Raw genomic sequence first — 13,388 nt, forward strand, 5'->3', positions numbered from 1 at the left:
CCACCTGCGCCGCCCGCGCCGCCGCCGCCACGACCGCCAGAAGCGGCGGGGCGCAACGGGCCTTGCGGCGGGATCGCCAGATGGGAGGGGATAGGCGACAGGTCCAGCGCCTTGCGAATGAAGTCCCGCAGCGAAACCACGAGGGCATCGGTGTGCACCACGCGCCCTGCAACCAGATCGCTCGCGGCTTGTTGGGCCAGCCGTACCTGCTCGTCGGTGCCCAGCAGAATGATATCGGACAGGGCGGTTTCGACGGCGTCGCGCACGCGGCGAGCGCGTTCGTGGCGGTCTTCGAACGGCACACCCTCTTCCTCGGCCTGACGACGCAGATCGCGCAGGTGGCGCGGATCGACGCCCAGATCGCCGGTAAAGGCACCGCCCAACACCTTATAGGCGGCGATCAGCACCTTCAGCCTTTCATTGATCTGGCGGTTCTGGCGCTGTTGGCGCTGCTGGATGGTGAACATCATCACCAGCCGGATGCCCATGCCGATCAGGGTGATCAGCGCCAATCCGATGATGGTGGTGACGATGCTTTCCCACGAACTGAAATCAAAACCGCGCATCATGCCCCGTGATCCTGCCAAGCTGTTGTGTGAAGGCAGCGCAGTAGCGGCCAAGGCGTTCCCCAAAAGACGTACAAAAGCGCGGGCATAAAGAAAAGGGCGACCCCCTCAGAGGCCGCCCTGAAATCTTTGGTGCGCCAGAGCGGATCAGGCTGCGGCCTGCCACTCCACGGCGTCGGTCGACTGGATAAAGCCGCCGCCCAGCACGCGTTCGTCATCGGCAGGATCATACAGCACGCAGGCCTGACCGGGGGCGACGCCTTCTTCGCCTTCGTCAAACACCACCTTCACCACGCCATCGACCATGGCCAGACGGGCAGGCGAGGGCTGGCGGGTCGAGCGCACGCGGGCCAGCACCGGCGCGCCATCGGCGGCGGCTTCATCGATGGTGGCCTGATCACCCAGCCAGTTGATTTCTTCGAGTGTCAGGCTGGCGGTCAGCAGGGCTTCGCGCGGGCCAACGATCACCTGACGCAGCTCGGGGTTCAGCTTGATGACGAACAGCGGCTCGCCCACGGCGACATTCAGACCACGGCGTTGGCCAATGGTGTAGTCGGTGATGCCGTTGTGCTTGCCCAGAACGCGGCCATCCATATGCACGATATCGCCCGCTTCGCGGCCTTGCGGGCGCAGGCGGTCGATCAGGGTGCGATAGTCACCCGTGGGCACAAAGCAGATGTCCTGACTGTCCGGCTTGGCGGCGATACGCAGACCCAGCGATGCCGCTACGCCGCGAACCTGCGGCTTCTCCAGATCGGCCAGCGGGAAGCGCAGATAGTCCAACTGTTCCTGTGTGGTGGCGAACAGGAAGTAGGACTGGTCGCGCGAGTGGTCGATCGCCTTGCGCATCTGCGAACGGTTACCGGCGATGGCGCGGCGCACATAATGTCCCGTCGCCATGGCTTCGGCCCCGAGGTCGCGTGCCACGTCCAGCAGATCGCGGAACTTAACGGTTTGGTTGCAGCGGATGCACGGCACCGGCGTCTGACCCTTGAGGTAGGAATCAGCGAACTGGTCGATCACCGCGTCTTTGAACCTGGATTCATAATCCAGCACATAGTGGGGAATGCCGATGGTGTCGGCGGCCAGACGCGCATCGTGAATGTCCTGACCCGCACAGCAGGCGCCCTTTTTCTTAAGGGCCTCGCCGTGGTCGTAAAGCTGTAGCGTTACGCCGACCACATCATAGCCGGCCTTGTGCAGCAGGGCCGCGACGACGGTCGAATCCACACCGCCCGACATGGCGGCCACCACACGCGCACCAAGGGGCAGGCCGACGGCCTGTCGCACGCTCTCGATCGCGGCTTCCATGTCGGCGGGCGACATGGGGGCGATATCGGGAACGGGGCAGAAGATGTCGTCGGTCATGGTCATGCCGCGCATTTAGTACCTCAACCGTGCGATTTCGAGGCCAAGCGGCGCATAAAGACAAGAATTGAAAAAGGCCGCTTCATTTCTGAAACGGCCTTTTGCGATGTTCTGACCCGTTTCGGGCCGCAAATACCGTCGATTATTCGCGGTAGCTTTGGATGCGGGTCGTACGCAGACCCTGCATGCCCCATTTATCAATGGCTTTTTGCCAGGCCAGAAATTCTTCGGCCGTCAGTCGATAACGCTCAAGAGCGTCTTCCAGGCTGATCAAACCACCACGGACAGCGGCCACAACTTCAGCCTTGCGACGGATCACCCAGCGGTTCGTATCCGCCGGAGGAAGATCGCGCAGCGTAAGGGGCGTACCCGTCGGGCCGACCACATATTGTTCGCCGTTACTATTTAGGCGTCGCTCTTGCAGCATGGGCTAAAGCCTCTTTCACCACCATCACCACTGACACTCACTCTAACGGCCTCCCGCTAAGGCCAATTTAAGCGTTGTGGTGAAGGAATGGCTAATATCGAGCAATGTTCTGCGGCCAAGCTTGGTTCGCAGAAACCTCGAGTTCACTAATACTAACGCGGTGTTACCAAACGAAGCTGAGCTGTAATCAGCGCTTAATGTTGATCAGCTCGGCCAGCATCTCGTCCGCAGTCGTGATGATTTTGGACGAGGCCGAATAGGCGCGCTGGGTGGTGATCAGGCTGGTGAACTCGGCCGACAGATCGACAGTCGAGGCCTCCAGCTGCGAGGCGGCTACCAGACCTGCGCCGCCCGTGCCGGGGGCCTTCAGGTTGTAGGTGCCGGAGTTCTGGCTAACGCGATAGGCGTTGCCCGAAACCTCGGTCAGATTGTTGGTCGACGGGAAGGTGGCCAGCGCAACCTGCGCGATACGGCGCATCACGCCATTGTCGAACACCGCGGTGACATTGCCATTATCGTCGATCTGGATCTCGGTCAGATTGCCGAACGCCGTACCGTTGGTGAATACAGCCTGCACGAAGCTGGTGCTGGAATATTGGGTCAGGCCGCCTGCCGACGCATTCAGGTCAAAGGCAATGTCCTGCGCCGAAACACCCAGATGGGTGGCCCATTTCGGACCTGCGGCGGCGTTGGATGCCCCGAGTGACAGCGTGGGATTGGCCGGATCCAGCAACGGGTTGTTGGCCGGATCGGACATACGGGTGACATCCAGACGGCCGTCCGCCGTAAAGTAGACATTGCCCGACTTAAGCAGGTTGGCCGGTGTTCCGGCTCCCACAACGCTATTGTCCGGACCATAGATTTCGGCATGCCAGACGTTCGGATCAGCCGAACGCTTGAAAGCGACGGTCAGGCTTTGCTGTCCACCTTTAGAGTCGGAAATCGGCACCGCGATGGTGAAGTCCGGCTTCATGCCATTGGCAGGATCGATAGCGTAGTCGGCCATCGCGCCCTGCGTATAGGTGGCGATATCCGGATCGAGGTCCGTGGCGGAGTTCAGGTTGGCATTCAGGCTGACGCGCGTGGTCGGCTCGGCGGCACCGCCGACCTTGCCGACGTTGATCGTGCTGAGACGATTCAGGTCCGACGGGTCAATGCTGACATTGCCGTCCGCGTCGACCGGCCAGCCCTGCAGATAGAAGCCCGAGGTGTTCTGCAGATAGCCCAGTTCGTCGATGGTGAAGGCACCGGCGCGGGTGAACAGACGGGCATCCGACGGCGTCAGGTTTTCCGACTTTTCGGTCACCACAAAGAAACCGTCGCCTGCGATCGCCAGATCGGTCGAGGAGGTGGTGCGCTGAAGCTGGCCCGGTTGGCTGATGAACTGGCGGGTGTTCGCCTTTACGCCACCGGCGGAATAGGACACGCCAGCGGCCTGGGTGTTGACGACGGTCGAGAACTCGGTGGCCACGCGCTTGTAGCCGACCGTGTTTACGTTGGAGATGTTCTGCGAGATCGAGGACAGAGCCGCTGCGTTCGCGGCCAGACCGGAGACCCCGGCCAACATGGCGCCGTTGATGCTCATGACTGGGTTTCCTTAGGACAAATACGAAAGAGGGTTGAGGGCATTGGCGAGGGTGCCGAGCAGGGACGGATCGTCTTCTTCGGCATCGGCGGGCGGCGGCGTTGCATTGGCTGCCCGCTCCTCGAGTGAAATCAGGTTTTCCAGCGGCATGATCGACTTGCCGATGGTGACGTAGGGGATGCCGTCGTACATCTCGACGGATGTGACGCGGCCACGGATCAGGGTCTGGCTGTCTACGGCCTTGCCCGCAGCGTCCTTGGCCGTGACGCGCAGGGCATAAACGCCGCCGTCATCGACGGTGCCGCCGCCGGTGGTCTTGCCGTCCCAGCTGAAATCGTGAACGCCGGTGGTCTTGCCGGCGGCCTCGCCACGCCACACCACCTGACCGCGCGCATCCAGCACTTCCAGAGAGACGGTGGCGGCGTTGGTGCCCAGCTCGTAGGACCAGTCGGCCTTGCCGTCTTCGAGACGCGAGGTCGACCAGATGGCGGTCGCCTCCTTGCCGATATAGGCGGCGGCATTGGACAGGGCATTGCTGTTCTGGGCCGACAGCATGTTCTTCAGCAGGTCGTTGGTCAGCAGCTGCTGTTCCACGCCCGCCATCTGGGTCAACTGGGCGGTGAACTCGTTGGAATCCAGCGGCGACAGCGGGTCCTGATTGCGCAACTGGGTTGTCAGCAGGGTCAGGAAGGTTTCGAAATTGTCGAACAGCTTGACCGAACCGGACGAAATCCGGCTGTCAGCGTTCGAGACGGAGCTTAAGGCGTCCACCATCGGCTCAGACCTTCATATCGACGCGGCGCGGCGTCAGGCTAACGGATGTCCACACGGGGGCGATCGGGGTGTCGGCCTCTACGGCCAGACGGTTCGCACCGACAAAGGCGCGGCGTCCCGGGCGATCATCGGAGAAAAACTGTTGGAAGCTGCCGCGCGACTGGCTGTCGCGGTCGGTGAACTCCAGCGCATTGTCCGACAGCTGGAAGCCAGCCTCGGCCAATTGGCGGCGAAGTTCTTCGGCGCGGGCGCGCAGGTCTTGGGCCGCGGCAGGGTTGTCGAACACCATGCGGGCGCGCAGCTGGCCGTCATTGTCGACCTCCAGCGTCACGTCCACCATGCCGAGGTTTTCCGGCGTCAGCACCATGTCAAAGCGGCTGGTACGCTGCCCCAGCTTCATAATGATGTGGGCGGCCATCTCTGCGGTGGTGCGCACATTGGCTAAGGACAGGCGGCTTTCGAGTGGCTTTTCAGCGGTGTCGGCAGAGACCTCGATGGCCGTATCCGGAGTGGAAAGCAAAGGATCGGCGGCCTCAAGCGGAGCGTCACCGGACGCCTGTGCCGGCAGATCGGCGGCGGCCAGAGCTGTCGGGGCTGCAGGCGTTGTCGCAATAGTGGTCGCTGGAGCTTGCGGTGCCGAGGTCTGGGCGGCGGGCTCGGTCGGCGTGATGTCGATGCGGTCGGCTGGTGTCTGGCCAGCCTGTTCCATCAGGCGACGCAGCAGAGGCTGGGCCTGCGCGGACAGGACCTGCTGGGCGGCATGGACAGCAGCATGGGCCGAGGCTGTGCGGGTGCTGGCAAGGGGCGCGTCTTGGGCCGCATCGTGGGAGATGACCTGAGCGGACAACTCGGTGGTTTCTGCGTCTGCCGACGGTGCCAGGGTGGTCTGTGCTGCGTGATCTTCGCCTGACGAGGCGTGACGCGCGTTCAACGCTGCCAGATGCGGCCCGGTCAGTGTGTTGGGTTGTGGAGTCTGGCGTGTGGCTGAAGTAGCCGCGTCGTTCGCTTGAGCGTTCAAGGCGACGAACGGGGCAGCCGGTATTTCGGCCTCGGTCTGGGCGGAGGCTGTGTCTTCGGCAGGGGCTGTCGCGACGGGTGCCGCCGCCCCGACTGACGGGGCCAGAGGGGCTCCGGCTGTGTTTCCAGTGACCTCTTGAGACCCGTCGATCTGCGGTGCGGGCAGGGGCTGCAGGCGGGCCTGATCTTCAACCTGAGCCGTGAAGGCGTCCTCGCTCGGTGTCAGGCTGGTTGCCGGTGCTGCGATCTCAACAGCCGCGTCGCCGTCTTCCAATGTGGGAGCGGGTGCGGGCGGGGCTTCGGGAATGATGACAGGCGTCATCATTGGCGTCGGGGCCATGACTGCAGCGGTCTCAACCTCGACAGTCTTCTCGGCGACGTCACCCTCAGGGTTCAGCAGGGCGGCAAATTCCGCGCCCAGAGTCTCTGCCGACAGGGCAGCGTCGTCGTGGGCGACGCTATCGATGGCAGACGCTCCATTCGGAGCGCCGCCTATCATGACAGACAGGATGGCGGATGCGGACATGACACTTTGCGTGTGTTCGAGGGTGGCGTCTTCTGCGCCCGGGAATATTCGGACCACCCGTCGCAAGGGGCGGGCCAGTTTTAGAAAACAGGCGCAAATCGCTGAAAACACGCTAAAAAAGTTCGAAATGGCCCTGTGGATGGCGGCGAGGCCGAGCGGGCGTTTCTTGCCTCACCTGATCCTTTTTGCCGGGGTCGGCAGGCACGAATAGCAAGGTGCCAAACTGGCCCGCGAATTGCGCCTCTGTCTGTCGAGAGAACAGGGGCTGAATGCCAATGTCTAATAAAACCAATACGTTGAGCAAAAGCTCTATCGCGCGGGCCGGGCAAGAATTGCTCTGCTGCGCGCAAGGCTTGCCGGGTTGCGCCGGTAAAGGAGGCCGCTGATGTCGCTGGGTCTGATTATGAACATCGCCACCTCTGGGATGAATACCGCCCAGAGCCAGCTGCGGACGGTGTCGGACAACGTTTCCAACATCAACACCCCCGGCTATGTGCGCAAAATTGCCGACCAGTCTTCACTGACCACCCAAGGCATGGGCACGGGTGTCGAGATTGCCCGCGTCCGTCTGGCCACCGACCGCTTCCTGCAAGCCGCCACCCTCAGCTCGGGCGCAGATGCAGGCCGTGAGGCGGTCCGCTATGAGCTGTTCGACCGGATCCAAAGTCTGTTCGGCGATCCGGGGGGCGATACCAGCTTCTTCACCCGTATGGATGACCTGTTCAGTGTGCTGGCCCAAACGGCAGAGACGCCAACCTCCGGCGCGGCGCGACAGGACGCGGTATGGAAGGCCCAGACCCTGTTCGACGAGGCCTCCCGTGTGGCGGCCCAGATCCAGTCTGTGCGCGAAGATGCCGATGGCCGCATCCAGACCTCTATTGAGACAGTCAACGGTCTGCTGGACCAGATCGCCAAGCTGAACAAGGAAATCGCCCGTGCGACCGTGACGGGGGCCGATGCTACCGGCTCGCAAAATGCGCAGATGTCGCTGATCAACCAGTTGTCGGAGTTTATGGACATCCGCATCACCGACCGGTCGATCGGCGGGGTGGAAATCCGTACCGGCGCGGGTCTGATGCTGGTCGGCACCGAGGCGGGCCGTCTGGAATATGACCGCGCCGGAGCCATCAGCGGCCAGACCAATTTCAACGACATCTATGTGGCCGAGCCGGGCACGGGGGCAAGGCGCTCTGTGACCGAAGGGCTGGTCAGCGGCGAGTTAAAGGGCCTGCTGCAGCTGCGCGACGTGGACGCCCCGCAGGTGGCAGAGCGTCTGTCGGAACTGACGACCCGTTTAGCCGATGAGTTGAACCGCGCCCACAATGCCTCCAGCGCCTTTCCGGCTCCGGCCAGCCTGACGGGCCGCAATGTCGGCATGTCTCTGCAAACGGCGCTGACCGGCTTTACCGGCTCGACCACCATTGCCGTGGTCAATGCCTCCGGCGTGGTGCAACAACGCGCCGATATTGTCTTCAACGGCAACACCCTGACGATCAACGGTGTGGCGTCCGATCCGGCCAACTTCCTGACGGATCTGAATGCGGCCCTGCCGGGTATGACGGCCAGCTTTGCCAACGGTCAGCTGAAGTTCGAGGCGTCGGGCGGCAATGGCGTCGCCATCAGCGACAGTGCCGCCAACCCCAGCACCAAGACGGGGCGCGGGTTCAGCCACTTCTTCGGCATGAACGATCTGGTCAGCAGCGGTGCGCCCACCCTGTACGAGACCGGCATGACGGGGGCTTCGGTCCACGGTTTCGCGGCTGGCCAAAGCCTGACCTTCCGTTTCACTGACGCCAATGGCGCGCGCATTCGCGATCTTGAATTCGTGGTGCCGCCGACAGCAACCACCATGACGGGTCTCGTCTCGGCGCTGAATGATCCGGTGAACGGTATCGGGCGGCACGGCAGCTTTGCGCTGAGCCCCTCGGGCGAACTGGTGTTTACGGGACGCGGATCGCCGCCTGCGCAGATGTCGGTGATGAATGATGTCACCAGTCAGGCGGATTCCGGCGTGTCACTCAGCCAGCTGTTCGGGCTGGGTGGCGTGCGCGCCAGCCGCGCCAGCGCCTTTTCTATCCGCAGCGACATCGCCAGCGACCCGACCCGTTTGGCGCTGGGCGAACTGGACCTGTCGGTTCCGGCGGGCACGCCTGCGCTTAGCCATGCCGACGGACGCGGCGCGCGCAAGCTGGCACAGGCGGGTGAACGCTCGACCACCTTCGGATCGGCCGGCGGCATCAGCGGCTCGGTCTCTTCGTTGACGCGCTATGCCTCGGATATGGCCGGTGCCATTGGGGCCAAGGCCAATCTGACCAAAAGCGCCTCCGCCAGCGCCACAGCTCTGCACCAAGAGGCGACCTCGCGCCGTAGCTCTTTCGAAGGCGTCAATCTGGAAGAGGAACTGGTGTTGATGACCACCTTCCAACAGGCGTTCAACGCTTCTGCCCGCCTTATTCAGGCGGCATCCGAAATGTATGACACTCTACTGGGTATGGTCCGATGAGCCGCGTTTCGACCCACGGAAACTATCAATCCGCCCTGCTGGACCTGATGGCTTCGCAGCAGCGCAGCTATGATGCGCAAAAGCGGGTTTCGACCCAGAAGAATGCCACCGACCTGATCGGCTTTGGCCGAGAGTCGGCGACCGTGAATGCGCTGAAATCCACCCACGCCAAGATCAACAGCTATCTGGAAGTGTCCAAGACGGTGGGCAACCGTCTGGAAAGCCAGGATCTGGCCATGGGGCGCTTGCAGGAGGCTGCCTCGGCTTCGCGTCTGGCTATAGCCAATGCCATTGCGGCAGGGCGCATGGATGGGCTGATGGTTGAACTGGAAATCCAGTTCAAGATTGCTGCCGATGCCCTGAACACACAGCATCAGGGACAGTATCTCTTCTCGGGCGGGGTGATGAACGAAGCCCCTGCATCGGTCACCGATCTGGACGCTCTGGCGGCGCTGGGCACAGTGGATGAAGCGTTCCGCAACGGCCATCTGCGTCAGGCCAGCCGTCTGGACGACAATGTGGTGATGGACACCGGTTTTCTGGCCAGCGAACTGGGACAGGAGCTGTTCACCATTTTCCGCGACCTGAAGGCGCTGGATGCCACGACCCCCGTGTCGGGCAAGATCGAAGGCACCATGGATGCCGACCTGACGGCGCTAATGCAGCGCTTCGCGAGCGCCGCAGAAGGTCTGGTCAATGAGCAGGCGCGCAATGGTGTCTATCAGAACCGTGTTGAGAAGCTGGTCAAAGACCACACCGTTCGTGCGGATTCCGTCGAGGTCATGTTGTCCGACAAGACCGACGCCGACATGGGCAAGGCCGTCACGGAACTGGAAATGGCGCAGATCGCGCTTCAGGCTTCGGCGCAGGTGATCAACCAGCTGCGTCAGGTCTCCTTGCTGGATTACCTGAGATAACAGGTCCGTAAGGGCATCCGCTGCGTATGAACAAAGTCGGCTTTGCCGCATTGTCGTCTTAGCAGGCGACAGCGCGGCATTGATTTGTCATCGATTGTTGACGACACATCGGACGCAACGCTTTAAGCGCGGCAATATGCAAAGGCATGCGCATGGGCAGGCTTCAACGAGACGGCAGGCTATGAACCCAACGGCTGACTATCGCATCGAGACGACTGAGGGCGACGGTGTCCGGCTCAGCCTCTTGGGCGAATGGTCATCCACATCCCTGGGGCGGGTGGCTGAATCCCTCAAATCCGAGCTGAAAGGCCGCAAGGTCGAGCGCCTGGATCTGGAAGAGATGGGCCGCTTCGATACGGCAGGGGCCCTCGCTCTGCTTCAGGCAGCAGAGGTTGATCCCGAGGCCGACGTCTGGGAGCACCGTCCGCAGGCGGGCCGTATCTACAAGACCGTGGCCCGTCTGGAAGACACCACGGCGGCACCCCCCAGACAGTCCAAGGGACTGCGTCGTGCTTTTGCCAAGATCGGGCGCGGCGTATTCGATTTCGGCTCCGAGGCCATGGGCAGTTTTGCCTTCCTGGGGCGTTTGATCATTTCGGCACTGGGCACCATCACCCATCCCAAACGTATCCGCTGGCCGGCATGGGTCAGCCAGATCGAGCGTACGGGTCTGGATGCCATTCCCATTGTGGTGGTGACCAACTTCTTCATCGGCGCGGTCGTGGCCTTTATCGGCGTGGATCTGCTGACCCAGTTCGGGGCAGGGGTCTTCTCGGTTCAGCTGATCGGCGTGGCCGTCTTCCGCGAGTTTGCTGTGGTGATTACGGCGGTGTTGCTGGCAGGCCGTTCGGCCTCCAGCTTTGCTGCTGAAATCGGCTCCATGCGGATGAATCAAGAAGTCGACGCGATGCAGGTCATGGGCGTCGATCCATTTCAGGCGCTGGTCATTCCGCGTCTGGCGGCGCTGCTGATCATGCTGCCGCTGCTGACCTTCCTGGCCATGCTGGGCGGTCTGGTGGGCGGCCTGCTGGTGTCGTGGAGCCAGCTGAACCTTGGTCCGGCCTTCTTCTTCCAGCGTCTGCTGGAGGACGGCTATATGGCCCAGCACATGATGGTGGGTCTGGTGAAGGCACCGGTGTTTGCCCTGGTGGTTGCGGCCATCGGTTGCCGTCAGGGCATGGCCGTGGGCGGTGACGTGGAAAGCCTTGGCCGCCGTGTGACTTCGGCGGTGGTGCAAGCGATCTTCGCCATTATCCTATTGGATGCAGTGTTCGCACTGCTGTTCATCGAGTTGGGCATATGAGCGAACCGCAAGATAAAGAACCGGTCATCGAGGTTCGTGGTCTGCTCAGCCAGTTCGGCGAGCGGGCCATCCATAAAGACCTCGATCTGACCATCAATCGCGGCGAGATCGTCGGCGTCGTGGGTGGATCTGGTACGGGCAAGACGGTGTTGCTGAACACCATCATCGGTCTGAAGGATCCCGAAGGCGGCACAGTCAGCCTGTTCGGCAATGACCGCGCGACCATGAGCGATGCCGAGCGCGCCGAGGTTGAGCGCCGTACGGGCATCCTGTTCCAGCAGGGGGCGCTGTTTTCCTCGCTGAACGTGCTGGAGAATGTGTCGGCCCCGCTGGTCGAGCACACCAGCCTGCCGCGCGACACCATTCGCGAACTGGCGGAGATGAAGGTCGCCATGGTGGGCTTGAAGCCAGAAGCGCTTTATTTGAAACCTGCTGAATTGTCGGGCGGTATGAAGAAGCGGGTAGGTCTGGCGCGGGCGCTGGCCCTTGATCCTGAACTGATTTTTCTGGACGAGCCGACGGCCGGTCTGGACCCGATCGGGGCCGCGGCCTTCGACGACCTTATTCTGGAGCTTTCGCGCGATCTGGGACTTACCGTCTTTATGATCACGCACGATCTCGACAGCCTGTATGCCATCTGTGACGAGGTGGCTGTTCTGGCTGACAAACATGTTGTGGCCAAGGCTCCTGTGACGGAGCTGGAAAAGTCGGACCATCCGTGGATCAGGGAATACTTCCTTGGCCCGCGCGGTCGGGCAGCCGGAAAGACCTCCGCGTCAGCGCACGCGGAACAGGAGGCCTGAGATGGAAAGAGACGCCCATTATGCGGCGGTGGGTATTGTCACCGTCGCCCTGATCGTGGCGCTGGCGGTGTTCACCATTTGGCTGGCCCGACTGCAGTTCAACAAGGATTTCGACGTCTATGACATCGTCTTCTACGGGCCTGTGCGCGGCCTGTCGGAAGGCGGCGAGGTCCACTTCAACGGCATTCGCGTCGGTGAGGTGACCGACCTGAACCTTGACCCGAAAAAGGGTGATCAGGTGGTGGCTCGCGTGCGTCTTAACGGCACCACGCCGGTTCGTACCACCAGCCGCGCCCAGCTGGAGCCGCAAGGCATCACGGGTCTGAACTATATCCAGATCACCGCCGGTGATGCGGAGTCGCCGCTGCTGAAAAGCCAGTATGCCGAGCATGTCGTGCCTGTGATCCAGTCGCAGGCCAGTCCGCTGGCCGAACTGCTGACGGGCTCGGGTACAGTGCTGCAGCAGACTGTGGATGCGCTGAACCGGATCAACCGCATCATGTCTGACGACAATATCCGCAGCTTTGCCTCCAGCGTGCGCAATGTCGAAAGCCTGACCGCCGAGCTGGAAGCCCGCAAAGGTATGTTCAAACAGCTTGAAGACGCCATTGCCAGCGCCAATGCGGCGGTGTCGGAGTATCAGCAACTGGGGGCCGACGCCCGTCAGATCGTGAACACCGATGGCCGCGCCGCGCTGCAGAACATCAATCAGGCCTCGGAAGAGGCCCGCGCGGCGATTGCCTCGATCAACCGATCGGCTACGGGGCTTGAAGCGCCGCTGGGCGAATTCGGCACCACGACGGTGCCACAGATCAATGACGCCGTACGCCAGCTCAATCAGGCGACCCGTTCGCTGGAAGACCTGATCGAGAACGTGCGTCGCAGCCCGCGTGAATTCATCGGCCGCGCGCCGGCCAAGGAACTGGAGGTCCAGCCATGATCCGTCTGTCATCTGTGGCCGTGGTAGCGGCGGGTCTGGCGCTGTCGGCCTGTTCGGTTCTGAAAACGCCCGACCCCATCCAGACCTATCGCTTCGGCACTACGCCCGCCTTTGGCGAGACCGCAGCGCAGGGCTCTGTGCCGTCGTGTTCGCCCACGGGCGTCAATCTGCGTCGTGTGGAGTTCAATACCGCGGCGCGTGGCGACCAGATCCTGACGGCCACAGGCTATGAGACGGCCTATATCGGCGGTACCCGCTGGGTGGGCGCGGCCTCGACCCTGTTTGAAGAGGCCCTGCAGGACGGCTTTGCCTCTGGCGCACCGTGTCTGCGGGTGACCAGCGGTCCGCTGACCCGCAATGCCCTGAGCCTGTCTGTCGATGTGCGCCGCTTCGAGACCGTATACGCGGCCCCGGGTGCTGTGCCGGAGGTGAAGGTGGCGGTGTCGGTCCAACTGCTGCGCCGTGATGACCGTGCCATCATCAAGGACGCCCGGTTCGATGTGACCCAGCCTGTGGATGCCAACCGTGTGACGTCGATCGTCAGCGCCTATAATCTGGCGACAGCAGACACCGTGCGAAAGATCGTCGAATGGACGGTTCAGGAAGTGGCCTCGGCCCCGCCCGTCGAGGATTGATAGACCCATAAAAAAAGAGCCGGA

The 13,388-nt window shown here is 62.4% G+C and carries 12 protein-coding genes; 6 read left to right on the forward strand and 6 right to left on the reverse strand.

The window, feature by feature from the left end; all coding sequences use genetic code 11:
* The 6 genes from B3B04_RS14010 to B3B04_RS14035 form a co-directional block, all read right to left on the reverse strand.
* Positions 1-569 (reverse strand): hypothetical protein (locus B3B04_RS14010; protein WP_292043760.1); only part of this gene is annotated, 569 nt, incomplete at its 3' end.
* Between the two features lie 144 nt (positions 570-713).
* Positions 714-1,892, reverse strand: a complete 1,179-nt coding sequence (gene mnmA, locus B3B04_RS14015; RefSeq protein WP_409516047.1) for a tRNA 2-thiouridine(34) synthase MnmA — start codon at positions 1,890-1,892, stop codon at positions 714-716.
* Between the two features lie 184 nt (positions 1,893-2,076).
* Entirely contained in the window at positions 2,077-2,361 is a 285-nt protein-coding gene (locus B3B04_RS14020) for a DUF1153 domain-containing protein (RefSeq protein ID WP_292043763.1), read from the reverse strand.
* 187 nt (positions 2,362-2,548) lie between these two features.
* On the reverse strand, positions 2,549-3,946 hold the full coding sequence (locus B3B04_RS14025; RefSeq protein ID WP_292043764.1) for a flagellar hook protein FlgE: 1,398 nt from the start codon (positions 3,944-3,946) through the stop codon (positions 2,549-2,551).
* Positions 3,947-3,958: 12 nt separating this feature from the next.
* A complete protein-coding gene (locus B3B04_RS14030; RefSeq protein WP_292043767.1) occupies positions 3,959-4,720 on the reverse strand; it encodes a flagellar hook assembly protein FlgD in 762 nt (253 codons plus the stop codon).
* A 4-nt stretch (positions 4,721-4,724) separates the two neighbouring features.
* Positions 4,725-6,263 carry a flagellar hook-length control protein FliK gene (locus B3B04_RS14035; RefSeq protein ID WP_292043768.1) on the reverse strand — a complete coding sequence of 513 codons (1,539 nt, stop codon included), beginning with the start codon at positions 6,261-6,263 and terminating at the stop codon, positions 4,725-4,727.
* A 385-nt stretch (positions 6,264-6,648) separates the two neighbouring features.
* Between B3B04_RS14035 and flgK the strand changes: the two genes are divergently transcribed.
* The 6 genes from flgK (at position 6,649) to B3B04_RS14065 (ending at position 13,364) form a co-directional block, all read left to right on the forward strand.
* Positions 6,649-8,766, forward strand: a complete 2,118-nt coding sequence (gene flgK, locus B3B04_RS14040; protein WP_292043770.1) for a flagellar hook-associated protein FlgK — start codon at positions 6,649-6,651, stop codon at positions 8,764-8,766.
* On the forward strand, positions 8,763-9,683 hold the full coding sequence (locus tag B3B04_RS14045) for a flagellin (RefSeq protein ID WP_292043771.1): 921 nt from the start codon (positions 8,763-8,765) through the stop codon (positions 9,681-9,683). Before flgK ends, B3B04_RS14045 begins: the two co-directional genes overlap by 4 nt.
* 181 nt (positions 9,684-9,864) lie before the next feature.
* On the forward strand, positions 9,865-10,986 hold the full coding sequence (locus B3B04_RS14050) for an MlaE family ABC transporter permease (protein WP_292043773.1): 1,122 nt from the start codon (positions 9,865-9,867) through the stop codon (positions 10,984-10,986).
* Positions 10,983-11,789, forward strand: coding sequence for an ABC transporter ATP-binding protein (locus tag B3B04_RS14055; protein WP_292043774.1), 807 nt, complete (start codon positions 10,983-10,985; stop codon positions 11,787-11,789). The genes B3B04_RS14050 and B3B04_RS14055 overlap by 4 nt, the downstream gene beginning before the upstream one ends.
* Before the next feature lies 1 nt (position 11,790).
* Positions 11,791-12,729, forward strand: a complete 939-nt coding sequence (locus B3B04_RS14060) for an MlaD family protein (protein WP_292043776.1) — start codon at positions 11,791-11,793, stop codon at positions 12,727-12,729.
* Entirely contained in the window at positions 12,726-13,364 is a 639-nt protein-coding gene (locus tag B3B04_RS14065; RefSeq protein ID WP_292043778.1) for an ABC-type transport auxiliary lipoprotein family protein, read from the forward strand. The genes B3B04_RS14060 and B3B04_RS14065 overlap by 4 nt, the downstream gene beginning before the upstream one ends.
* The last annotated feature ends 24 nt before the right edge of the window (positions 13,365-13,388 follow it).

Source organism: Brevundimonas sp. UBA5713, assembly GCF_002419815.1.
In the GTDB taxonomy this organism is placed as follows: domain Bacteria; phylum Pseudomonadota; class Alphaproteobacteria; order Caulobacterales; family Caulobacteraceae; genus Brevundimonas.

Coding starts and splice junctions, on each gene's coding strand:
- mnmA (WP_409516047.1), bottom strand. CDS start 1,892: ATGTCGCCCGCCGACATGGAAGCCGCGATCGAGAGCGTGCGACAGGCC.
- B3B04_RS14020 (WP_292043763.1), bottom strand. CDS start 2,361: ATGCTGCAAGAGCGACGCCTAAATAGTAACGGCGAACAATATGTGGTC.
- B3B04_RS14025 (WP_292043764.1), bottom strand. CDS start 3,946: ATGAGCATCAACGGCGCCATGTTGGCCGGGGTCTCCGGTCTGGCCGCG.
- B3B04_RS14030 (WP_292043767.1), bottom strand. CDS start 4,720: ATGGTGGACGCCTTAAGCTCCGTCTCGAACGCTGACAGCCGGATTTCG.
- B3B04_RS14035 (WP_292043768.1), bottom strand. CDS start 6,263: ATGTCCGCATCCGCCATCCTGTCTGTCATGATAGGCGGCGCTCCGAAT.
- flgK (WP_292043770.1), top strand. CDS start 6,649: ATGTCGCTGGGTCTGATTATGAACATCGCCACCTCTGGGATGAATACC.
- B3B04_RS14045 (WP_292043771.1), top strand. CDS start 8,763: ATGAGCCGCGTTTCGACCCACGGAAACTATCAATCCGCCCTGCTGGAC.
- B3B04_RS14050 (WP_292043773.1), top strand. CDS start 9,865: ATGAACCCAACGGCTGACTATCGCATCGAGACGACTGAGGGCGACGGT.
- B3B04_RS14055 (WP_292043774.1), top strand. CDS start 10,983: ATGAGCGAACCGCAAGATAAAGAACCGGTCATCGAGGTTCGTGGTCTG.
- B3B04_RS14060 (WP_292043776.1), top strand. CDS start 11,791: ATGGAAAGAGACGCCCATTATGCGGCGGTGGGTATTGTCACCGTCGCC.
- B3B04_RS14065 (WP_292043778.1), top strand. CDS start 12,726: ATGATCCGTCTGTCATCTGTGGCCGTGGTAGCGGCGGGTCTGGCGCTG.